General features: G+C 63.4%; 20 protein-coding genes. 5 read left to right on the top strand and 15 right to left on the bottom strand.

Features of this window, described 5'->3' with window-relative positions:
• Window positions 1-21: 21 nt before the first annotated feature.
• Window positions 22-891, bottom strand: coding sequence for a TauD/TfdA dioxygenase family protein (locus ACZ0BA_RS19895; protein ID WP_463452922.1), 870 nt, complete (start codon window positions 889-891; stop codon window positions 22-24).
• Between the two features lie 224 nt (window positions 892-1115).
• Here ACZ0BA_RS19895 and ACZ0BA_RS19900 point away from each other — a divergent pair, with 224 nt between their 5' ends.
• Window positions 1116-2819 (top strand): tetratricopeptide repeat protein, encoded by a 1704-nt coding sequence (locus ACZ0BA_RS19900; protein ID WP_463452923.1) that lies wholly within the window; start codon window positions 1116-1118, stop codon window positions 2817-2819.
• 53 nt (window positions 2820-2872) lie between these two features.
• Here ACZ0BA_RS19900 and can read toward each other — a convergent pair whose 3' ends face one another.
• From can to ACZ0BA_RS19950, 10 genes are all read right to left on the bottom strand, one after another.
• The gene (gene can / locus ACZ0BA_RS19905; protein ID WP_463452924.1) at window positions 2873-3550 is read right to left on the bottom strand and encodes a carbonate dehydratase; all 678 of its coding nucleotides are present in this window, start codon (window positions 3548-3550) and stop codon (window positions 2873-2875) included.
• Between the two features lie 104 nt (window positions 3551-3654).
• Window positions 3655-4788: a molecular chaperone DnaJ gene (gene dnaJ / locus ACZ0BA_RS19910; protein WP_463452925.1), complete on the bottom strand. Its 1134-nt coding sequence runs from the start codon at window positions 4786-4788 to the stop codon at window positions 3655-3657.
• A 127-nt stretch (window positions 4789-4915) separates the two neighbouring features.
• Window positions 4916-6871, bottom strand: a complete 1956-nt coding sequence (gene dnaK, locus ACZ0BA_RS19915; RefSeq protein ID WP_463452926.1) for a molecular chaperone DnaK — start codon at window positions 6869-6871, stop codon at window positions 4916-4918.
• 132 nt (window positions 6872-7003) lie between these two features.
• On the bottom strand, window positions 7004-7543 hold the full coding sequence (gene grpE, locus ACZ0BA_RS19920) for a nucleotide exchange factor GrpE (RefSeq protein WP_463452927.1): 540 nt from the start codon (window positions 7541-7543) through the stop codon (window positions 7004-7006).
• Window positions 7544-7811: 268 nt separating this feature from the next.
• Complete coding sequence (hemH, locus tag ACZ0BA_RS19925) at window positions 7812-8921, bottom strand: ferrochelatase (protein WP_463452928.1); 1110 nt, start codon at window positions 8919-8921, stop codon at window positions 7812-7814.
• 200 nt (window positions 8922-9121) lie between these two features.
• A complete protein-coding gene (locus ACZ0BA_RS19930; RefSeq protein WP_463452929.1) occupies window positions 9122-10675 on the bottom strand; it encodes a hypothetical protein in 1554 nt (517 codons plus the stop codon).
• Window positions 10676-10777: 102 nt separating this feature from the next.
• Window positions 10778-12733 carry a hypothetical protein gene (locus tag ACZ0BA_RS19935; protein WP_463452930.1) on the bottom strand — a complete coding sequence of 652 codons (1956 nt, stop codon included), beginning with the start codon at window positions 12731-12733 and terminating at the stop codon, window positions 10778-10780.
• Window positions 12734-12919: 186 nt separating this feature from the next.
• Window positions 12920-14572: a DNA repair protein RecN gene (recN, locus tag ACZ0BA_RS19940; protein ID WP_463452931.1), complete on the bottom strand. Its 1653-nt coding sequence runs from the start codon at window positions 14570-14572 to the stop codon at window positions 12920-12922.
• 70 nt (window positions 14573-14642) lie between these two features.
• A complete protein-coding gene (locus tag ACZ0BA_RS19945) occupies window positions 14643-15551 on the bottom strand; it encodes an NAD kinase (protein WP_463452932.1) in 909 nt (302 codons plus the stop codon).
• A 176-nt stretch (window positions 15552-15727) separates the two neighbouring features.
• On the bottom strand, window positions 15728-16729 hold the full coding sequence (locus ACZ0BA_RS19950; protein WP_463452933.1) for a DUF3667 domain-containing protein: 1002 nt from the start codon (window positions 16727-16729) through the stop codon (window positions 15728-15730).
• A gap of 135 nt (window positions 16730-16864) precedes the next feature.
• Here ACZ0BA_RS19950 and ACZ0BA_RS19955 point away from each other — a divergent pair, with 135 nt between their 5' ends.
• From ACZ0BA_RS19955 to gloA, 4 genes are all read left to right on the top strand, one after another.
• Complete coding sequence (locus ACZ0BA_RS19955; protein ID WP_463452934.1) at window positions 16865-17116, top strand: hypothetical protein; 252 nt, start codon at window positions 16865-16867, stop codon at window positions 17114-17116.
• A gap of 76 nt (window positions 17117-17192) precedes the next feature.
• Window positions 17193-18536: a PQQ-dependent sugar dehydrogenase gene (locus ACZ0BA_RS19960; protein ID WP_463452935.1), complete on the top strand. Its 1344-nt coding sequence runs from the start codon at window positions 17193-17195 to the stop codon at window positions 18534-18536.
• A gap of 115 nt (window positions 18537-18651) precedes the next feature.
• Window positions 18652-19083 carry an OsmC family protein gene (locus ACZ0BA_RS19965; RefSeq protein WP_463452936.1) on the top strand — a complete coding sequence of 144 codons (432 nt, stop codon included), beginning with the start codon at window positions 18652-18654 and terminating at the stop codon, window positions 19081-19083.
• Between the two features lie 72 nt (window positions 19084-19155).
• On the top strand, window positions 19156-19563 hold the full coding sequence (gloA, locus tag ACZ0BA_RS19970) for a lactoylglutathione lyase (RefSeq protein ID WP_463452937.1): 408 nt from the start codon (window positions 19156-19158) through the stop codon (window positions 19561-19563).
• Window positions 19564-20057: 494 nt separating this feature from the next.
• Here gloA and ACZ0BA_RS19975 read toward each other — a convergent pair whose 3' ends face one another.
• The 4 genes from ACZ0BA_RS19975 to ACZ0BA_RS19990 all read right to left on the bottom strand — a co-directional run bounded on the left by ACZ0BA_RS19975 (window position 20058) and on the right by ACZ0BA_RS19990 (window position 23306).
• Complete coding sequence (locus tag ACZ0BA_RS19975; protein WP_463452938.1) at window positions 20058-21401, bottom strand: TolC family outer membrane protein; 1344 nt, start codon at window positions 21399-21401, stop codon at window positions 20058-20060.
• A gap of 91 nt (window positions 21402-21492) precedes the next feature.
• Window positions 21493-21816: a rhodanese-like domain-containing protein gene (locus ACZ0BA_RS19980; protein WP_463452939.1), complete on the bottom strand. Its 324-nt coding sequence runs from the start codon at window positions 21814-21816 to the stop codon at window positions 21493-21495.
• Between the two features lie 14 nt (window positions 21817-21830).
• Window positions 21831-22484 carry a protein-L-isoaspartate O-methyltransferase family protein gene (locus ACZ0BA_RS19985; RefSeq protein WP_463452940.1) on the bottom strand — a complete coding sequence of 218 codons (654 nt, stop codon included), beginning with the start codon at window positions 22482-22484 and terminating at the stop codon, window positions 21831-21833.
• A gap of 177 nt (window positions 22485-22661) precedes the next feature.
• The gene (locus ACZ0BA_RS19990) at window positions 22662-23306 is read right to left on the bottom strand and encodes a TetR/AcrR family transcriptional regulator (RefSeq protein WP_463452941.1); all 645 of its coding nucleotides are present in this window, start codon (window positions 23304-23306) and stop codon (window positions 22662-22664) included.
• Window positions 23307-23358 lie beyond the last annotated feature (52 nt).

The following is a 23358-nucleotide window of genomic DNA, read 5'->3' on the forward strand; positions in this document are numbered from 1 at the left end:
TTCCTTCTATATTTGGAGGTATCAGAAAGGCGCGTCGCCCTCGATGGTGGTGCGATACAGCTTGCGGCGCAGATGCTCGGGCGTGCCGCCGGCCAGGTGCATCAGCGAGCGGTTGTCCCAGAAGACCAGATCGTGCGGCGCCCACTTGTGGCGGTAGACATGCGCCGGCAGCACGCTGTGCGCGAACAATTCGGCCAGCAGCGCGCGGCTCTCGTCCTCGGGAATGCCGACGATGCGCGTGGTGAAATGCTCGCTGACGAACAGCGCCTTGCGGCCCGTCTCGGGATGGGTGCGCACCACCGGATGCGTCACCGGTTTGACTTCGTCGATCTGCGCCTGCGTCAGCGCCGGGCGGAACGGACTGCGGCGGCGCAGTTCTTCGTACTGGGTCAGGTAGCTATGTTCGGCGCGCGCGTCCTGCACGGTGCTACGCAGCGCGGCGGGCAAGGTGTCCCACGCCAGATGCATATTGGCGAACAGCGTATCGCCGCCCTCCGCCGGCAGCTCCTGCGCGTGCAGCATGGAACCGAGGCTGGGCGTCTCCTTGTACGACAGGTCCGAGTGCCAGAAGTGGCCGGCGTCGCCCAAGCCGATCGGCTTACCATCCTCGATGATGTTCGAGATGATCAGCACCTCCGGATGCGACGGCAGCTGGAAATTGCGCAGCACGTGGATCTGCAGCGGCCCGAAACGGCGGCTGAAATCGACCTGCTGCTGTGGCGTGATGCGCTGGTCGCGGAACACCAGCAGGTGGTGGTCGAGATGCGCTTGATGAATGCGCTGGAACTGACGCGGCGACAGCGGACGGTTCAGGTCCAGGCCAAGGATCTCGGCGCCGAGCGGCGCATCGAACAATTCGATGTCAAAAGCGGATTGGAGAACGGCAGACATGGCACACGCCCATTGAATGAGTAGTCGCCTAGTCTATGCCGCACTCCTTATAAACAAAACGAAGCTTATCCGATATCCATATACGGAAAATGATCATAAATGAGCGCGAACAAGCACTTTCCGCGTGAGAATGTGTGTATTTCCGCCAACACTTTGAGTGATATCGTGGCAACCTGATCGAAGCGATAAGCGACATAAGCTGTCTACAAAATAGAGAGACGCGGATGACCACCATTGCCAGGTACGTCTTTTCACTGCTCGCGGCGGCCTCGCTGGTGCCCGCCTGCGCATTCGGACACGAACAACAGAAAGTAGTGGTCAAGGGAAAGCGCGATCCTTCCACCGTTGTTGTCAAAGGGGTGCGCGATCCCTCCGCATGGTTCCGCATCGAGAGCCAGCACCTGATCATGTACTCCGACGACGATCCGGACGAGGTCATCGAGCTGGTCAACAATCTGGAACGGCTCGATTATCTGCTGCGCTTGTACCTCAAGCCCTTCATGGCAACGCAAGCGACCACGCCCAAGCCTACGCTGTATTTCCAAGGTCGCCTCAGCTGGCCGCAGGGGATCGGCGAAAATCCCGCTTCCGCCCTTGGCATGGTCACCAGCTGTGTATCTGCGACTCAAACCTTCCTTTACAGCGCGGGAAAGAGCTGGAAGTTGGACAATGCTTCGCTGCTGCGCGCGGAAGACGATTACACGCTGATGCACAGCCTGTGGCTGTACGCCGAAAATTTCCTTTATCGCCACACGCGCATCCGGGGCCCACAATGGTTCATGACGGGCTTTGCCGCGTATTTCGGCGGTGTTCGCTTTACCGATACGCAAATGGCGATAGGGCGCGATGCGGGCACCGCATATGACTGGCTGCAACGCATAGACGAGGGCGGAGCCGTCAAAAAACTCTCGTTCGACGACGTGCTGCGTTTTAGCCCCGGACCGAAGCCTGTCCAGAACCAGAGCCCGGAATATTTCGAACAGTGGGAGTTCATGGGCCGCTCGTTCAATCTCATGCACTATATGCTCTCTTCGGAGGACAAGCGCAAGAGCATGGTGACGTACCTCGAGGCGGTCAATGGCGGCAGTGATTCCGCTACGGCGTTCGCCGACATATTCGGTCTGTCGGGCCGCGAGCTGGACCTGGCGATGTGGCGCTACCGTCATATGTCCCTGAACATCCTTCGGGTCGACATGCCTAACCTGCCCAAGGCCACCATCGACTTCACCCGCCTGAGCCGTCTTGAAGGCGATTTTTTGCTCGATAATGCCGTGCTGAAGACTTGCCCCGCGCCCATCGACGGCGCAAAGCTGCTCACGCGTCTCCGGGCGCATGCCGCGAACGCGCCCGCCGTCGATTTTGCCCAGATGACCTTGAGCCGCGCCGAAATCGAGTGGGGCGATCCCCGCGCGGCCATCGCCTTCCTGACGCGCGCCGTCGAGAACGATCCTTACAATACCGAGGCACATTATCTGTTGGGACTGGCGTATGCGAAACTGACAGAAGGCACGGAGGAAAACAAGCAGGAATTGCTGACGTCCGCACGGGAGGGCCTGACGCAGGCCGCCATCCTCGCGCCCGACTCGCCCGAGATCTCCTATGCGCTGTTCCGTCTTGACCTTAAGGACGAGGCGCCAACCGCACAAGACATGGCCAGGGCAGCCAAGGTCTGGCGCCTGGGCTACAACGTCCCCGCATTCACGCGCATGGCCGCACTGGCGTACGCATGGCTTGGCGATGCGGACGACGCGTACCAGGCCTTCAATACGCTGGTCAGAAACGAACGGGATCCGGAGAATGCCGCCTGGGCGACCACCTGGCTCGCCAGGCTGGAAAAGGGCGTGCCGCAGGATGTGCTGCTGACGGCGATGCGCATGGAAAATCCGACGCCTCACAGCTTCAAATCGTGGGCGATCGGCGGACGATAGCAACGGTGGTGAGACGGAAGCCAGCCTTGGTGGCCGACTTCCGCCCGGGAAAATCAGTCCAGCTGCGCCTCGTACTTACCCAGCCTGACAGTGGCGCGCGGCGCCAGCTCATGCGCTGCGGTGACCGTCATGCCCAGATCATGCAGCTTGCCGTCCTCGATGCCGTAGACCCAACCATGGACGGTGACGTCCTGGCCGCGATCCCATGCATCCTGCAGAATCGTGGTCTGGCAAACGTTGGAGACCTGCTCCACCACATTCAACTCCACCAGCCGTTTCGACCGCTCCTGGCTCGGCATCACATCGCCCATATACCGCTCGTGCTTCTGGTTGACGTCCTGCACGTGGCGCAGCCAATTGTCGACCAGGCCGAAACGCTGGCCCGTCATCGCCGCGTGCACGCCCTTGCAGCCGTAGTGGCCGACGATGATCACATGCTTCACCTTCAGCACATCGATCGCGAACTGCAGCACCGACAGCGCGTTCAGGTCCGAATGCACCACCACGTTGGCGATATTGCGGTGGACGAAAACGTCGCCCGGCGCAAGGCCCAGCAGCTCGTTCGCCGGCACGCGGCTGTCCGAACAACCGATCCACAGATATTCCGGCGCCGCCTGGGTGGCAAGCCGGTTGAAGAAATCCGGATCGCGTTCCACTTCCGATTCGGCCCATTTGCGGTTGTTTTCCAACAGGCCGCGCAACGGGGAATTGCTGATGTCTTGATCGCTCATGAATGCTCCTCTTGTACATAAGAAGACCGCCGAGCCGCCCAAAATGGGCTGCACGGCGGTCCGATATTACGCGTCCTGTGTGACGACTGGGTTACACAAAACGGTTACTCAAAAAAGTCCTTCACCTTGTCGCGCCAGGTTTTGCTTTGCGGGCTATGCTTGGCGCCACCCTCGGTGGTCAGCTTCTCGAAATCGCGCAGCATGTCTTTCTGCTTCTCGGTCAGCTTGACCGGGGTTTCGACCGCCACGTGGCAGAACAAGTCGCCCGCGAAGCCCGAACGCACGCCCTTGATGCCCTTGCCCTTGAGGCGGAAGGTCTTGCCCGACTGGGTACCCTCGGGGATCGTGAACGATACTTTACCAGACAACGTCGGCACCTCGATTTCGCCGCCCAGCGCCGCCTTGGCGAACGAGATCGGCATCTCGCAATGCAGGTCGTCGCCCTCGCGCTGGAACACTGTGTGCGGCTTGATGTGGATCTCAACATACAAATCGCCCGACGGTCCGCCGTTGGTGCCCGGTTCGCCGTTGCCGGACGAGCGGATGCGCATGCCGTTGTCGATACCGACCGGGATCTTCACTTCCAGCGTCTTGTTACGCTTGATGCGGCCCTGGCCCGCGCACGCGGCGCATGGCTCGGGGATGATCTTGCCGGTGCCGTGGCATTTCGGGCAGGTCTGCTGGATGCTGAAGAAGCCCTGCTGCATGCGCACCTGGCCGTGGCCCGCGCACGTGGTGCAGGTGACCGGCGAGGTGCCCGGCTTGGCGCCGGAACCATGGCAGGTGTCGCACTTGTCCCACGACGGCACGCGGATGGTCGTGTCGAAGCCGTGGGCCGCCTGCTCCAGCGTGATCTCCAGGTTGTAGCGCAAATCGGCGCCGCGATAGACCTGCGGGCCGGCGCTGCGGCCACGGCCGCCGCCACCACCGAAGATGTCGCCGAAGATGTCGCCGAAGGCATCGCCGAAACCGCCGGCGCCACCGCCAAAGCCGCCACCGCCGCCCATGTTCGGATCGACGCCGGCGTGACCGTAACGGTCATACGCCTCGCGCTTCTCCGGATTGGTCAGCATCTCGTAGGCTTCTTTGACTTCCTTGAATTTTTCTTCCGACTCTTTGCTATCCGGATTGCGGTCCGGATGGTATTTCATCGCCAGTTTGCGATAGGACTTCTTGATCTCGTCTTCCGACGCGTTTTTTGCGACACCAAGTGTCTCGTAGAAATCACGCTTTGCCATATTGTCGGGACCTTGCTGTATTTATACTGTGTGCTGAATATGCTAAAAAGCCGAGCCGGAACCGCTTACACGGCCGCACGGCTCGGCGCTCGCCGCTCCCCGAAGGAGCGGCGCTTTTACAGACCAATTACTTGGTGTCTTTGACTTCTTTGAAGTCGGCGTCGACGACGTCGTCCTGCGGCTTGGCCTGTTCGGCACCGGCGCCGGCGCCCGGACCACCCTGGCCGCCTTCAGCACCGCCGGCCGCAGCCTGCTGCGCCTGCATGTCGGCGTACATCTTCTCGCCCAGCTTCTGCGAAGCGGTCGACAGCGCGGCCACTTTGGCGTCGATGTCGGCCTTGTCGCCCGACTTGATCGAACCTTCCAGCTCGGTGATCGCCGCTTCGATCGCCTCTTTCTCGCCCGCTTCCAGCTTGTCGCCGTATTCGGTCAGCGACTTGCGGGTCGAGTGCACCAGCGCGTCGGCCTGGTTGCGCGATTCGGCCAGCTCTTTCACTTTCTTGTCTTCTTCGGCGTTGACTTCGGCGTCCTTCACCATCTTCTGGATTTCCGCTTCGGTCAGGCCGGAGTTGGCCTTGATCGTGATCTTGTTCTCTTTGCCGGTGGCCTTGTCTTTCGCGCCGACGTGCAGAATGCCGTTGGCGTCGATGTCGAAGGTCACTTCGATCTGTGGCGTGCCGCGCGACGCTGGCGGGATGCCTTCCAGATTGAACTCGCCCAGGCCCTTGTTACCGGCCGCGATTTCGCGCTCGCCCTGATAGACCTTGATGGTCACGGCAGGCTGGTTGTCGTCGGCCGTCGAGAACACTTGCGAGAACTTGGTCGGAATCGTCGTGTTCTTGTGGATCATCTTGGTCATCACGCCGCCCAGGGTTTCGATACCCAGCGACAGAGGCGTCACGTCCAGCAGCAGCAAGTCCTTGCGCTCGCCCGACAGCACCGAACCTTGAATCGCAGCGCCGACGGCGACCGCTTCATCAGGATTCACGTCTTTGCGCGGATCTTTGCCGAAGAACTCTTTGACCTTTTCCTGCACCTTAGGCATACGGGTCATACCGCCGACCAGGATGATGTCGTCGATGTCCGACACCTTGACGCCGGCGTCCTTGATCGCCATGCGGCATGGTTCCATGGTCGCGTTGATCAGTTCTTCGACCAGCGATTCGAGCTTGGCGCGGGTCATCTTCAAGGTCAGGTGGACCGGCGCGCCGTTCGCCATGGCGATGTACGGCTCGTTGATCTCGGTCTGCTGCGACGACGACAGTTCGATCTTCGCGCGCTCGGCCGAAGCCTTGATGCGCTGCAGGGCGATCGGATCTTTTTTCAGATCCAGGCCGTTGATCTTCTTGAACTCGTCGATGATGTAATCGATGACGCGCTGGTCGAAGTCTTCGCCGCCGAGGAAGGTGTCGCCGTTGGTGGCCAGCACTTCGAACTGCTTCTCGCCATCGACGTCGGCGATTTCAATGATCGAGACGTCGAACGTGCCGCCGCCCAGGTCATACACGGCGATCTTGCGGTCGCCCTTTTCGTTCTTGTCCAGGCCGAATGCCAGCGCGGCCGCGGTCGGCTCGTTGATGATGCGCTTGACGTCCAGACCAGCGATGCGGCCGGCGTCCTTGGTGGCCTGGCGCTGCGAGTCGTTGAAGTACGCAGGCACGGTGATGACCGCTTCGGTCACTTCTTCGCCGAGGTAGTCTTCGGCGGTTTTCTTCATCTTGCGCAGCACTTCAGCCGAGATTTGCTGTGGCGCCAATTTCTTGTCGCGCACGCCGATCCAGGCATCGCCGTTGTCGGCTTTGGTAATCGTGTAAGGCATCAGGCCGATGTCCTTCTGCACTTCTTTTTCGTCGAACTTGCGGCCGATCAGACGCTTCACCGCGAACAGGGTGTTCTTCGGGTTGGTCACAGCCTGACGCTTGGCCGGCGAACCGACGAGAATTTCACCATCTTCTTGATAAGCAATGATCGATGGCGTCGTACGCGCGCCTTCGGCGTTTTCGATTACCTTTGGCTGACCATTTTCCATGATGGAAACGCAGGAATTTGTGGTTCCCAGATCGATACCGATAATTCTACCCATGATTTTTCTTCCTCTTTGCTAAGTTCAGATGGTACTAATATGTGGAAAAGCTGTATGTTTTCAAGTGCTTAAGTTCGGCCGAGGGCAAAATAATTAATTTAGCTAACTTCGTTCGCCAACCCGGCCGGGACATTACTTCGCTTGCGCGGCGGTCACGATGGCCGGACGCAACAGGCGGTCCGCGATCATATAACCTTTTTGCAGCACGGAAACTACGGTGTTAGCTTCCTGGTCCGCCGGCACCACGGCCACGGCCTGGTGCTTGTTCGGATCGAGCTTCTCGCCCTGCGCCGGCTGGATCTCCAGCAAGCGGTTTTTCTCGAACGCCGCAGTCAGCTGTTTGAGCGTCATTTCAACGCCTTCCTTCAGCGATTCGACCGATGGCGTCTCGACCTTCAGGGCCATTTCCAGGCTGTCTTTGACCGGCACCATGGCTTCGGCGAAGCTTTCGACCGCAAATTTATGCGCCTTGGCAACATCTTCCTGGGCACGGCGACGGATGTTCTCGCCGTCGGCCTTGGCGCGCATGAACGCGTCATGCATTTCCGCCAGACGCGCTTCGGTGCTGGCCAGCTGTTCTTCCAGGGAAGCTTGCTGGTCAGGAGTCGATGGCGCGGCCGGCTCGGCAGCCGCTTCCGGATTAGGTACTGCTTGATTTTCCTGATCTTGCATCTAAAGACTCCTACTATCGTATTTGTTTGACATTACTTTTGTTACTGCACTGGCTCCAAGTGGGGCGATATCCTACGTTTTCAAGGGGTATTCTGCCCACGCTTTAATCAGCACTGACGAGCGCCCGCGCCGCGTGGGGGCGGCATCAGGCGGGTCAACAGCTGAGTATTTTAACAGGCTGGCACTCATCGACCGCAAGTGCTGATTATCGCGGAACGGGGCAAGTGTGGTGTAGTTGTCACTTTTTCAGCGATCGGGCGACGCTGTATCAGTCGGCGGCGCCCAGTTGCAACGCCGCGGCGCGGCCGGTTTCGGCGTCCTTGCGGCGTTCTTCGTGCTGGGATGGCGACATCTGCGTCGGCCAGCCGATCATGTGCTGCTCGGCGATCTCGCCCAGCGCGGCGATCCAGTCGGGCGCTTCGTTCAGGCAAGGGATGTAGTGGAATTCCTTGCCGCCGGCCTGCTCGAAGTCGTGCCGCACCTCCATCGAGATCTCTTCCAGCGTCTCCAGGCAATCGCTGGTGAAGCCCGGGCACATGATGTCGATGCGCTTGACGCCGTCGCGCGCCAGCTGGGCGACGGTGGGCGCGGTGTACGGCTGCAACCATTCGGCCTTGCCGAAGCGCGACTGGAAGGTGACCATGTACTGTTCCGGCTTCAATTTCAGCGCGGTGGCCAGCAGGCGCGCGGTCTTGAGGCACTCGCAATGGTAGGGGTCGCCCAGCATCAGCGTGCGTTTCGGCACGCCGTGGAAGCTCAGCACCAGCTTGTCGGGACGGCCGTTGGCTTCCCAGTGGGTCAATACCGAGTTCTGCAGCGCGCGGATATAGGCGTCATGGTCGTGGTAGTTGCGCACGAAGCGCAGCTCGGGGATGTTGCGCACCGAGCCGTAGTGCTGGAACACGGCATCGTAAATCGAGCCGGTGGTGGTGCCGGAATACTGCGGATAGGCCGGCAGCACCAGGATGCGCTCGCAGCCGTCGGCCTTGAGCTTGGCCAGCACCTCGGGAATCGACGGCGAGCCGTAGCGCATGGCCATGGCCACGGTCAGGTTCTCGTGGCCGCGTTCGCCGAGCGCGCCCAGCAGGTACATCGCCTGGGCGGCGGTATGGGTTTTCAGCGGAGAGCCCTCGCGGGTCCAGATGGTGGCGTACTTCTTGGCCGACTGGCCGGAGCGGAACGGCAGGATGATCAGGTTCAGGATGAACCACCAGACCGCGCGCGGGATCTCCACCACGCGCGGATCGGACAGAAACTCCTTCAGGTAGCGGCGCACGGCCGAGCGGGTCGGCGCGTCGGGCGTGCCCAGGTTGACCAGCACGATCGCGCTGCGGCCGACGGTGCCGTGCTTGTGGGGAGGTTCTTTGGAAAAGGTCATGGGAGCCGATGGCGGTGTGAAGAGGACAGTTCGCCATTATAGATAAGAAACCCGACAGGCTGTGATGCCCACCGCACTCACCTCTAGGCAACCCAGGGATTGATGACATGTACACCCACGGCTTCGGATGGTTTGGTATCGCGCGTTGCGACCGACAACCCGTGGCCTGACTGACAGACGTCAGCTTGAATTGAGTTGCATCAATCTGGGAGGCTATCAGTAGGTTGAGAACGGTCCAACGGTACCTGGCGCGAACGTCCGCCGAGCGTGGCTACTCCCGACTCGGGAACATAGACCTGGCGCCGAAGCTCGGTGGCGCGCCCGCCCGAATCGGTGACCATCACCGTCACGGCGTACACGCCCGCCGCGCAGAACCGGTGCCGCAACCGCACCTGGCCAAAGCCACCGGCCTCGACGACCGTCGGCGCCGGCGACGCGCAGCCATCGGTCCAGGCCACGCTGGCCTTGTGGGTTTGCGCCCAGGCGTTATCGACAAAGTTGACCGTCAGCGCCAGCTCCTGGCCCAGTTCGACGACGTTCGACAGGCCGGCGATCGGCCCCAGCACCGGGGCGTCGGTGCCGCGCAGGCCGGGTCGCAGCATCACCAGCCCCGCGTTGGAGTTCGCCAGTATCGTCCCGCCATCGTTGATCGCCAGCGCCTCCAGCAACACCAGGCCGGCCGGCGCGCGGTACAGCCGCGTCGTCAGGTCGACCGGCATCGCCATGAACGACGGCCAGCGCACCGCGCGCCGGCCATCGCCGCTCACGAGCAAGGTCGATCCGACGATTTCGCCGCGCTCGTTGATGTCGGTCGCGTGGCTGAACAGGTTCGGCGCGACCGGCAAGCGCACCACGCCGCGCCCCAGCGTCCACTGGAACGCTTTGCGCTGAGCACCGGTCTCGGCGCTGCCCACCACCTCGCCACGGTTGTTGATGTCGCCGAATCGGTAGTCGATGCCGGCGTCGATGCGCACCGCGCCGCTGGCGCGGCTCCAGAACAAGCCGTTGAAGTTGGCAAACGGCATGTCGGCAATGATGCCGGCCACTTCGTTGCGGTCGTTGATGCCCAGGCCGTACGCCAGGCCGCCGGCGAATGGCGTCAAGTCGGTCTGGGCGCCGGCGCGGTCCCATAAAACAGCATGCGGCAGGGTGTCCGCGCCGATGCCGGTGGTGACGCCGGTCGCGTAGCCACCCAGGTTGATGGCGTTGGCCTGGGAGTACGGCGCAAGCGCCGGTCCGAGCTGCGTGACGCTGCCGTCCCGATTCCAGCTCAGCGCGCGCGAGGCGACGTCCGGCCCGGACACATGGCCGACGATCTCTTCGCTGTTGTTGATGCCCCGCGCGCCGGAAGGCAGAGGCCCCGGCAACGCGCGCGTGCCGCCGGCCAGGGTCCAGGCGTAGGCCTGCGGGCCGGTTTCGTCCGCGCCGGTCGAGGCGCCCGCCACCATGCCCCGGCTGCTCATGCCCATCACCGATGTGTAGCCGCCGCCGAGCGAGCCGATGGTGCGGATGTCATCGCCGTCGAAGAATCGGCTGATCGTGTCGGGAAAATTTTCGGCGCTGAACGCCGCCTGGCCGTGCTCGTTGAGCACCGCCGCGCTCGCCTCGGGCCCCAGGTTGATCACCGTGTAGAAGCCGAACGACAGTTGGTCGGCCTGGCCGTTTTTCGGCTCGGCCGGGGTGGCGTGTGCGCAGGCACAGAGCGCCAGCGACGCGCACCACGCGGCGATGGCACGGTTGAATGGAGTATGCATGATGGAATTTCCTTGCAAGAAGTGAGCGCGGACAAGCGCCCGCGCTGACGGGACCGGATCGCGTGGAAGCGGCGAACCCGGTCCCATGAAGCCCCGATGCCGCTAGCGACGCAGCGTCAGTCCGCCCGCGACCACGGTGGCGCGGTCCGTGCCGACGGCAGCGCCTGGCGCGCCGTTGTCGTAATCGACCACCTCGGCACCGCTGGCGGCATTACCGTGCGTCACGCGCAGCCGCAAACGGTCGGCGCCGGCGCCCTGCCCCGCACCGCCGTCGACGGCCTCCAGCACGAAACGATAACCGTCGCGACCGTTCAAACGCCCGGTGCCCTCGACCCGCGCCTGCGTTCCGGTCGAGGCCGCATTGGTCACCGCCTCGCCTTGGAACTGCAACGGACCGGAGAAGCGCACCACCGGCTTGCCGGCGGCGGACGCCTGCGCCGGCGCCTCGTCCGCCGCCGCTCCAAACGGCACCGACAGTGCAAAGCGTAGCGGCGCGTTCATGCTCCCCGGTACTGCCGCCGACCCGCCGGCGACCAGCGTGCCCTCGCCGCCGAGTCCGGCCAGCGCAGGCGGCAAGACGAGGTAATTGCGCCACGTTTCGGTGGCGCGCCCGCCGGAATCGGTAACCAGCACCTTGACCGTGTAATAGCCGCCGGCGCAGAAACTATGTTGCAGCCGTATCTGGCCGGTTCCGCCGGCCTCGCCTGCGGTCGACGACGAAGACGACGGGCAGCCGTCGCTCCAGACGGCGCCGGTCGTGTGGGTTTGCGAGGAGTTGTTGTCGGAGAAGTTGAGCGTCATCGCCAGCGCCTGGCCCACTTCCACCACGGCCGGCAGCCCGATGATGGGGCCGAGCAGCGGCGCGTCCGTGCCGCGCCGGCCCGGACGCAGCAACACCAGCCCGGCGTTTGAATCGGCCAGGATGTCGCCGCGTTCGTTGATCCGCCAGGCCGCCCGCAACTCCAGGCCGGCCGGCGCCCGGTACAGTTGCGTGTTCAGGTCGATCGGCACGGCGGTGTACGACGGCCACAGCGCCGCCCGCCAAGGCGTGCTCGTGGCTGCGGCGATCGCGCCCGCGATCTCGCCACGGTCGTTGATGTCGTATGCCTGGCTGACGGCGGCCGAGCCGGGCGGCAACGGCACCACGCCGCGCCGCAGCGTCCAATAAAATCCCCGGGGCTGGCCGGCGACCTGGGCGCTGCCGACGATCTCGCTTCGATTGTTCAGGTCGCCGATGTCGAATCCGCTGCCGCCCTCGATGCGCACCGTGCCGGTCTCGCGGCTCCAGAAAAAACCGTCGGCGCGGCCGGCAGCCGGGTAATTGAACACGCCGGCCACTTCGTTGCGTTCGTTGATGCGCAGGCCGAACCCGTCACCGCCGTCGACCGGACCGAGGTCGGTCTGCGCGCCGGTCCGGTCCCACAAGGTGGCGTGGGCGTGGATGTCGTCGTTGGTCAATGTCGTGTAGCCGGTGGCGTAGCTGCGGTTGTTGACGGCGATTGCTTCCGATGACGATGCGGGAGTAGGCCCCAACAATGTCGTGCCGCCGTCCAGGTTCCAACGAACAGCGCGCGCGACCAGGCCGGACGTCGACACCCAGCCGACGATCTCGTTGCGCTCGTTGATGTCGCGCGCCAACGACGAGGCGCTGGACAGCGTGCGCAGGCCGCCGGCCTGTGTCCACGAGAACGCGTGGGCATCGGTCTCGGCATCGGTTCTGGCCGCCCCCACCGCCACGCCCCGGTCGTTCAATCCGGACACCAGCGTGAAGCCGCCCGATAGCGCGCCGATCGGCACCACGCGCTCGCCGTCGAAGAAGCGGCTGATGGTGTCGGTCGCGTTGAAGACGGTGAACGCCACCTGGCCGCGCTCGTTGAGCACGGCGTTGGCCAACTCCGGTCCCAGGTTGATCACCGTGTATTGACTGGCGCGCTGCTGGTCGGCCGGCTTGCCTTGCGGTTCGGCGGCCCACGAGTGTAGCGACGTGAACAATGCGGCGATGGCGGCGGCGATGAAGCGGCGGCGCGCTCCGGTGATGCGGATCGATTGCGGTTGCATGATGGCTTCCCCTTGCAAGAAAATCAGCGCAAGCAAGCGCTTGCGCTGCAGCCACACGGAGCACGGCGGGAACGCCGGTCCGGTGCTGACTCCAACTCTAGGCGCACGCGGCGGGGAGGCGCTGATGAGGCGCAAAGGTGCCGACGACAGCTGGGTTGGTCTTGGGGGTAAGTTTGTGTAGCGGAATCAGGACGCCAGCAGCTCGCGGGCGTGCTTGCGCGTGGTGGCGGTGATTTCCAGCCCGCCCAGCATGCGCGCCACTTCCTCGACCCGGGCCTTGGCGTCGAGCACGTCGATGCGCGAGGCGGTCTTGCCGTTGTCCAAAGTTCCTTTGGCAACCTGGAAGTGTTGGCCCGCCTGGCTGGCCACTTGCGGCAGGTGCGTGACGCACAGCACTTGCCGCTCCTGCCCCAGGCGGCGCAGCAGGCGGCCGACCACTTCGGCCACGCCGCCGCCGATGCCGCTGTCGACCTCGTCGAAGATCAGGGTCGGGGTGGTGGTGGCGTTGGACGTGATGACGGAAATGGCCAGCGAAATGCGCGCCAGTTCGCCGCCCGAGGCCACCTTGGCCAACGGCCGCGCGGCGACGCCGGCGTGGCCCGCCACCAGGAACTCGACCTGCTCCAGGCCATGGGCGCTCGGTTCGCCGGCGTTGAGCGCTACCTCGAAACGTCCGCCCGTCATGTTCAGTTCCTGCATCGCCTTGGTGACCGCCTCGCCCAGCTGGCGCGCGGCGTGCGCGCGGGTCGCACTCAGGCGCCCGGCCACCTCCATGTACGCGGCCTTGAGCTTTTCCTCCTGCTTGCGCAGGCCTTCGATGTCGCTGGCGTCGGCGATCTGCGTCAGGCGCTCGGCCAGCTTCGCGTGCTCCTCCGGCAGGTCTTCCTCGGTGACGCGGAACTTGCGCGCGGCCGAGTGGATCGCCTCCATCCGCGATTCCACCTGGCGCAGGCGCTCCGGGTCCAGGTCCACGCGGTCGAGATAATCGTTGATCGCGTACACCGCCTCCTGCAGCTGGATGCGCGCCGGTTCGATCAGGTCGACGATGGCCTGCAGGCCGGTGTCGATGTTGGCCAGCTTGCCCAGTTTCTGATTGAGCGACGACAGCTGCGACAGGATCGGATGGTCTTCCGATTCCGACAGTGCCGCCAGCGCCTCCTGCGCGCCTTCGAGCAGGCTGGCCGCGTGCGACAGGCGGCTTTGCTCATTGCTGACCTCTGCCCATTCGCCGGGCTTGACGGCCAGCTTTTCCAGCTCGTTGACCTGCCACTCGAGCCGCTCGCGTTCATACAGCACGTTGGCGGCGTTGGTTTCGAATTCCTGCAACTGCTTCGACAGCGCGCGCCAGGCCTTGTGGCTGGCCGCCACCGCCTTGACGTCGGCGCCGGCGCCGGCCTGACCGTCGAGCAGCACGCGCTGCGCCTCGGTTTTCATCAGCGACTGGTGCGCGTGCTGGCCGTGGATGTCGACCAGCATGTCGCCCAGCTCGCGCAGCTGCGACGCGGTGGCGGCGACGCCGTTGATGTAGGCCTTGCTGCGGCCGGCATTGTCGATCACGCGGCGCAGCAGCGCGCCGCCCTCCTCCACCGCGAACTCGTTGGCGGCAAGCCAGTCGCGCGCCTGGTCGCTGACGGCGAAATCGGCCGTGATGTCGGCCTTGGCCGCGCCTTCGCGCACCACGCTGGCGTCGCCGCGACCGCCCAGCGCCAGCGTCAGCGCGTCGATCAGGATCGACTTGCCGGCCCCGGTCTCGCCGGTGAAGACGGTGAAGCCGGCGGAAAATTCCAGTTCTATCGAGTCGACGATGACGAAATCACGGATGGACAGGGTGCGGAGCATGGATGCCTGGTGAAATGGTAAGTGCGGTTGAATAAGCGTGGGGTTGATTAAGCGTAGTTCAAGACGTGCGTTAAACGAGTTTGCCTTCGCCCGACGGGTACTCGTTCCAGTGCAGTTTTTCGCGCAGCGTGTTGTAGTAGCTCCAGTCCTCCGGATGCAGGAAAGTGATCGCGTGCGGCGAGCGCTGAATCAGTATCTGGTCCTGCGTTTGCAGGCTGGCGAAGGTTTGCATGTCGAAGTTGACGCTGCAATCGCGCCCGCGCACGATCTCGATGACGATCTGGCTCGACTCGGGCAGCACGATCGGCCGGTTCGACAGCGCGTGCGGCGCGATCGGCACCAGCACCACGCCGCCCAGGCTCGGATGCAGCAGCGGGCCGCCGGCCGACAGCGCGTACGCGGTCGATCCGGTGGGGGTGGAGATGATCAGGCCATCGGAGCGCTGGTTGTACATGAAGTGGCCGTCGACGTCGACCCGCAGCTCGGCCATGCCGGCGCCGGCGCCGCGCGCGACCACCACGTCGTTGACGGCCAGGCCGAAGTGGATGTCCTTGCCCTCGCGGCGCACCCGGCCCTCGAGCAGGGTGCGGCGTTCGGCCTTGTAGCTGCCGCCGAGGATCTTGGCCAGCACGTCGAGCATGCCGTCGAGCGGGATGTCGGTCATGAAGCCGAGCCGTCCCTGGTTGATGCCGATCAGCGGCACGTCGAACGGCGCCAGCTGGCGCGCGATGCCAAGCATGGTGCCGTCGCCGCCCATGACGATGGCGGCGTCGCATTCGGCGCCGATCTCGCTGGCGGTCAGCGCGCGCACGCCGTCGAAGCCCGGCTGCAGGTGTTCGGCGGTCTGCTCCTCGAACACCACCGTGTAGCCGCCCTGGCGCAGGAAGTCGACCACGCTGCCCACCGATTCGGCGATGCCGTCGGTGTTGGGGCGCACGACCAGTGCAATGGTATGGAAAACGGCGTGCGTGGCGGTCATAAAAGTCTCGGCAAAAAGGTGGGATCGACGACACGCAGCAGAGTAACCCATAACGCCCGCTTCTGCCATCACCCGTCGGCCCACCCGTTACTGTACGTTTAAACAGTATTTTCCGCAGTATAGTGCGCGGCTCGCCAGACTGCAAGCACCGGCGCGCGTTTGAACCGCCGCCTTGTTCAATGCAAGGTCATGATGCCGCTGGCCGCGCTCAGCGCGCTGGCGACGAAGATACAGATCATGAAGGACGCCATCAGCACCGCCCAGCGCCAGAAGGTGCCGAAGCGGCTGCGGTGGTAGACCCGGCGCATGGCCCACGGCAGATACAGCAGCAGCCAGCACCACAGCACGAAGTCGATCACGCCCACGTTAATCAGCAACATGGCGCAGAAGACGAAATAGGCGAAGGCGTTGGTGTGCAGCGCGAACAGCACGTGCTCGCCGAAACGCCGCCCCGATCCCAGGTACAGGATCTTGAGGAACAGCGCGAACACCGGCATCAGGCAGAATATCGCGTACGGCGCGTAACGGTAGAAGGCATCGACGAACACTTTTTTCTGCTGCTCCTGCGACAGCGCGTCGAACATATGCCATTGATGGCGCACGCGCGGCCAGCCGCTCAGCAGGTTGTCGAATTCTTTGGGTCCGAACTGGTTGCCCTCCTCCTGGGCGGCCTTCTGCTCGCTGGTGTCGGGCGCGCCGGCTTTGAGCTCCTGTTCCATGTTGGCGATGGCCGCTTCGGCCGCCGCCTTGCCATGTTGGTCCTTCGCGGCGGGCGTGGGGCGCTCGGCACTGGAGGCCACCTGGGCGCTTTCCGGCTTCGCCTTCTCGTCCAGCACCGGCTCGAAACCGCCGGTGAACTTGAGCACCGCGAAAAATAACAGGCTCAAGGTGAGGTAGATGCGCAGCGGCTGCACGAATCGCACGCGGCGGCCACGGATGTATTCATTGGTCAGCAGGCCCGGGCGGAACAGCAGGCGCGACATCGTGCCCCACAGTTTGCCCTCGATGGCGACGTAATGGCCGATGAACTCGTGCAGGAATTCGCGCGTGCTGGCGTGGTGCAGATGCGCCTCCTGGCCGCAGTTGGCGCAAAAAGCGCCGGTGAGCACCGCCTCGCAATTGGGACAACGGCCGGCCGGAGCGTGGCTGTCCGGGACGGAATGTGCGGCAGTGCTCATGCGATCAACCCTGGTGGAGAAAAAGTAGACTAAATGATAAACGAGTTCTCGCCGATGTTGTCAGAATTCAATCTGGCGACTGACACAAATCCAACTGGTTAATATCGTTACACCAAGGATACGAAGGAGGACATGATGAAAGACAAACAAATCGACACGACCGTCAAAATAAAAAACGACGACCAGAACCGCTTGCCGCACGAACGCGACGAATCGCCCGACGGCCAGGAGATCACCCCGCGTACCGTTGGCAAGCAAGCGGCCGCCGACGTCGACAGCGGCATGGTCGACACCGACGCGCGCAACAAACCGGGCGTCGAGCACATCAAAACGCCGGTGCCGCGCGACGCCACGGCGCGGCCGCAACCGAACACCAAGCGTGATTAAAGATGCAAGCATGACTGCGCGAGCCGGCCGCCGGCCGGTTCGCCAACGCAACACCTCACCGGATAACAATATCATCATGAAAAAAACCACCGCAAGCGCAGCCCTTCTGATCCTCGGCGCCGTGCTGGCGCCCCAAGCGGCGCTGGCGCAAGGCGCGCCGGGCGGATACCCGGTCGGCTTCGGCCCAAATCCAGCGCTGCCGGAACCGGAAAAATCGCTGATCCCCACCGTGAACGTTGCACCCGTGGAGCGCTGGACCGCGCAGGAAACCCCGCAGCCGGCGGCCGGCTTCGCCGTGACCGCCTACGCGCGCGGGCTCGACCATCCGCGCTGGGTGTACACCCTGCCCAACGGCGACGTGCTGGTGGCGGAAACCAACGCCCCGCCCAAGCCGGACGACAGCAAGGGCATCAAGGGTGCGGTCATGAAGCACCAGATGAAAAAGGCCGGCGCGGTCACCGAATCGGCCAACCGCATCACCTTGCTGCGCGGGCTGGACGCCAAGGGCGTGGCGCAAACCCGCACCATCTTCCTCAAGGGCTTGAACTCACCGTTCGGCATGGCGCTGGTCGGCAACAACCTGTACGTGGCCAACAGCGACGCCATCGTGCGCTTCCCGTACAAGGAAGGCGAGACCAGCATCACCGCCGCCGGCGTCAAGGTCATGGACCTGCCCGCTGGCAAACTGAACCACCACTGGACCAAGAACATCATCGCCAGCCCGGACGGCAAATTCCTCTATGCGACGGTGGGCTCGAACAGCAATGTCGCCGAGAACGGTATGGATGTCGAGGAAGGCCGCGCGGCGATCTGGCAACTGGACCTGGCGACCAACAAGTCGCGCCTGTTCGCCACCGGCCTGCGCAATCCCAACGGCATGGGCTGGGAGCCGCAGACCAAAACCTTGTGGACCGCCGTCAACGAGCGCGACGAGCTGGGCAACGACCTCGTGCCTGACTACATGACGTCGGTCAAGGACGGCGGCTTCTACGGATGGCCGTACAGCTACTTCGGCCAGAAGGTGGACGCGCGCGTCAAGTCGCCCAAGCCGGAGCTGGTGGCCAAGGCGATCGTTCCCGACTATGCGCTGGGCGGGCACACGGCGTCGCTGGGATTGGCCTTCTACGATGCCAAGCTGTTCCCGCAGAACTACCAGGGCGGCGTGTTCATCGGCCAGCACGGCTCGTGGAACCGCAAGCCGCATAGCGGCTACAAGGTGGTGTTCGTGCCGTTCAGCGGCGGCAAACCGTCGGGGCCGCCGCAGGACTTCCTGTCCGGCTTCCTCGACAAGGACGGCAAGGCGCAGGGCCGGCCGGTGGGCGTGGCGGTCGACAAGGCCGGCGCGCTGCTGGTGGCCGACGACGTCGGCAACATCATCTGGCGCGTGGCGCCGGCAGCCACCAAGACGGCCGCGCGCTAAGCGGCAAGCGCTGAGCGCCAAGCGCCGGGCGCAGTGTGCGGAAGCGAACCGACGTGTCCGCACGCTGCCGCCATGATGAGTCTTCTTTAGACAGACCCATCACACGGAGAACATCATGAGCAACGAACGCGCAGGATCGGCAGTATGGAGCGGCGCACTGAAGGACGGCGCCGGTAAGATCTCCACCGAGAGCGGCGCCATGGACGGCGTGCAATACGGTTTCCACACGCGCTTCGAGGACGGCCCGGGCACCAATCCCGAAGAGTTGATCGGCGCGGCCCATGCGGGCTGCTTCACGATGGCGCTGTCCGGCATACTGGCCGACGCCGGCATGACGGCCAAGCATCTGGCGACGACCGCGACGGTCACGCTGGACAAGGTCGACGGCAGCTTCGCCATCACCAAGGTTCACCTGAACCTGGTGGCGACGATTCCCGGCGCCGACCAGAAGAAATTCGACGAGGCGGCGCTGAAGGCCAAGCTCAATTGCCCGGTGTCGAAGTTGCTCAATGCCGAGATCACGCTCGACGCCCAGTTGCAGGGCTGACGTCGGGGACCAGCAAGGATGCTACAAAACGCATAAAATCCCGGTTTCTCTCTTTTCCAACGAAAGACCAAGATGCGTATTTTGCACACCATGCTGCGAGTCGGCGACCTTCAGCGCTCGATCGATTTTTACACCAAAGTGCTGGGGATGAAGTTGCTGCGCACCAGTGACAACCCTGAATACAAGTACACGCTGGCGTTCCTGGGCTACGGCGCCAATCCCGACCATGCCGAGCTGGAGCTGACGTACAACTACGGCACCACCAGCTACGACATGGGCAACGCCTACGGCCACATCGCCATCTCCGCCGACGACATTTACGCGGCGGCGGCGGGGGTGCGCGCCAACGGCGGCACCGTCACGCGCGAGCCCGGCCCGGTCAAGGGCGGCTCGACCGTGATCGCCTTCGTCACCGACCCGGACGGCTACAAGATCGAGCTGATCGAACGCAGCTTCGACGGCCGGGGCGCGGGACTGTAACTTTTTTAAGTGCCTCGAGTGGAGTTACCGCGCCCAAGTACGTCGATTTGCTTGTGAAGAAGTGATATTTGGAAGCTGCTGGCGCGACTCCCAACGCTTTTGCGACTTTTTCCACATCACGGCGATGTAAATCGCGATCGGCATAGAACGCGGGGTAGTAATACTCGCCAGCAGGGCCAAGAATTCCAAACATGCGGCGCGTCTTTACCGCGTCATTGACGGCTTGCCGGCTAATGCCCAATGCTTGCTGAAACTCTTTTGGCGGCAGTAGTTCCTTGTTGTCGATGCGCCGCTTCAGCATTGCGGCAGCCTCACGGCGCTCAAGCACTCGCGCCGAAATATGCTCGATGATTTGGCTCACGGCGGCAACTTCATCGCTGCTCGGGTGTTTTCGCGAAGAGCCCCTGTTGCTGATAGGGCAAAGAAAAGAAAAGCCGCTCAATTTTCAAGGAGCGGCTTGGCAGACGGATCGACAATCAAACAAATGTGAAGTCCTAGCGCGCCAGCAAGGCGTTGACCGGCGCCAGGTCCTCTTCCTTCAAGGTGCCGGCGGCCGAGCGCAGGCGCAGACCGTTCATGATGGTGTCGTAGCGCGCGCGCGACAGGTCGCGCTGGGTCGAGTACAACTGGCGCTGCGCGTTGAGCACGTCGATGTTGATCCGCACGCCGACCTGGTAACCCAGCTTGTTCGAATCGAGCGACGACTTGCTCGACACTTCGGCCGCCTCCAGCGCCTTGACCTGGGCCAGGCCGCTGTTCATGCCGAGGAAGGCCTGGCGCGCGGCTTGCGACGCCTGCCGCTTGGTCGCTTCCAGGTCGTTACGTGCACGGTCTTCCAGGGCGATGGTTTCGCGCACCTTGCTGGTGATGGCGAATCCGTTGAAGATCGGAATATTCCAGGTCACGCCGATGGCGTTGCTCTTCTGCGTGCCGTACGCGGTCTGGCTGCTGTGCTGGGTTGCCGCCGTCAGATTGGCCGTGGGCAGGTGGTTGGCGCGGTTGCGCGAGATTTCGCGCTTAGCGATTTCCAGCGACAATTGGGCCGAAATCACGGCGAAGTTCTGGCCTTCCGCCGAGCTGATCCACGGATCGACCGCAGCCGGCTCCGGCGCGGCGATGGTCACGCCCGCGCGCAGCGGCGCCAGTTCGCCCGGCGCCTGGCCGATGATGACCTGCAGCGCGGTGCGCTTGTTGTCCAGATCGTTAATCGCGGCAAATTCCTGCGCCACCACGAGATCGTAGGCCGCCTGCGCCTCGTGGGTATCGGTGATGGTCTGGGTGCCAACTTCGAAATTGCGCTTGGCCGAGGCCAGCTGCTCGGTGGTCGCCACCTTCTGCGCCTGGGTCGAGGTCAGGTTGTCCTGCGCCGTGAGCACGTCGAAATAGGCTTGCGCCACGCGGGTGATCAAGTCCAGCCGCGCCTGGGCGAAGGCGGCCTCGGCCTGCGCCTGCGCCAGCTTGCTCTGCTCATAGCTCTGCCACAGGCCCCAGTTGAACAGCGGCTGCGTCAGCGAAACGGTGTAGACGTTGGTGTGGTAATCCGTATTGCGCTTGTTTGAGACGACCGGCACGCCGCCGATGACATCGACGGCGCCGACGTTGAACGGCGTGAAATCGCCCGTGTTGCGGGTGTTCGACCCGCTGGCGGCGATGACCGGCAGCAGCCCGGAGCGCCCTTGCGTGATCCGCTCGCGACCAGCTTCAACCGAAGAGCGGGCGCTGGCGTACGTGGCGTCGTTCGCGAGCGCTTGCTGATAGACTTGAAGAAGATCGGCCGCCTGTGCGTTGAGCGTCAAAAAGGCGCTGGTGATCAGCACGGCGATAAGGGGTCTCTGCATTGCATTCTCCGTTGGAGTCATCAAAAAAAGTTGATCAAATCAAAAACACTGCCGCCCCGGCGCCGCGCCGACTGCCGCGTCGATCGCGGCCCTAGTACTTCGGCATCGTCGGGTCGACCTGCAGCGCCCAGGCGTGGATGCCGCCGGTCAGGTTGACCGTCTTGCCGAAGCCGTTACGCTCCAGGAAGGCGGCCACCTGCAGGCTGCGCGCGCCGTGGTGGCAGATACAGACGATCTCGGCGTCCTCATCGAGATCGTCGATGCGCGCCGGTATCGTATTCATCGGGATCTGCACCGAGCCGTCGATGCGGCAGGTCTCGAATTCCCAATTCTCGCGCACGTCCAGCAACACCGGCTTGGGACGCGCCTCGTCGGCCAGCCTCGCGGCCAGTTCCGGAGCGGTAAGATGCTGCATAGGCCGCCCGCCGCTTAAAACTGGAACGCCGACGGCGTCGTTGCCGAGGCCAGCGGCTTGACGCTGGTTTCAAACAAGGTGCGCGTGTCGTAGCCGGCTTCGCCGGTACGGGTAATCAACTGCGCCTTCATCGCCGGCGCCTGGCCGATGATGACCGCCAGGCGGCCGCCCACCTTCAACTGCTGCAACAACGCCTCCGGCAGCACCGGCAGCGAGCCCGACACGACGATCACGTCATACGGGGCGCCGCTCGGCCAGCCCTGCGCGCCGTTGCCCAGCTCGACCTTCACATTGGTCACGCCGTTGTCGGCCAAACTCTTTTCCGCCAGCGCCTTCAGTTCCGGCGAGATTTCCACCGTCGTCACGTGACGGCCCTTGTACGCCAGCAGCGCGGCCATGTAGCCGGAACCGGTGCCGATCTCGAGCACGTTCTCGTGCTTTTTCAGGTTCACGTCCTGCAGCAGGCGCGCCTCGATCTTCGGCATCAGCATCGATTCGCCGCCCGGCAGCGGGATCTCGGCGTCGACGAAAGCCAGCGCCTTGTGCGCGGCCGGGACGAAATTCTCACGTTTAACCACGTGCAACAGCTCCAGAACCTCCGGGTCCAGGACGTCCCACGGACGGATTTGCTGTTCGATCATGTTGAAACGGGCTTGTTCGATATTCATCTTATGACTCGGTCGGGATTAAATAATCCGTCATTTTATCGTTGAACTGGCATGGAGGCACATATTAACGAGTTGACGGCCATATCGCGGGAAATTGCGACAGTCTGCAGTTTAAGGGGGATGAACCTACCAAATTGGCAACTTGGACGGAAAACGCGATCCCGGCAGGGGCGCCGCTCACGACGCGGCCACCTCCAGGCCGCCCAGCGTGGTGCCGATAAAGGTGTCCATAAAGGCGTGCGAATCGATCGCCGGCATCTCGCAGGCGGGCATGAAGGAGTTGGTCCACATCATCAGCATCATCACCGGCGCGATCAGCACAGGGGTCATGACGGCCGGATCGACCGGGCGGAACTCGCCCCGGCTGATGCCGCGCACCAGCACGCTGGTGATCAGGTCGCTGCCGCGCTTGACCACCTCTTCATTGTAAAACTTGGCAAGTTCGGGGAAGTTGTGGCCTTCGGAGAGCATCAGCTTTGTAATGCCGGCTAAATGCGTGGTGCAGATCTCGTCCCACCAGGCCATCAAGATGGTGCGCAGCAGCTCGCCGCTGTGGCCTTCGAACACGGCCGCGTCCTGCTCGGCCTCGCCGATGGCTTGCACGATGTTTTCGCGCACGACTGCCTTGAACAGTTCTTCTTTATTGGTGAAATACAGATACAGGGTGCCCTTGGAGACGCCGGCGCGCTTGGCCACGTCTTCCAGGCGCGTGGCGGCATAGCCACGTTCGACGAACTGCTCCAGTGCGGCGGCCAGCAATTCCTGCGGCCGCGCGTCCTTGCGCCGCTCCCAGCGTGGCTTGGTGTCTTGAGAGGCTTGCATGGGTGGGTTCCATTTTAACTTACTTATAAGTCATTAATATAAGCGCAAGGGT

Source organism: Duganella sp. AC917, from assembly GCF_979258245.1.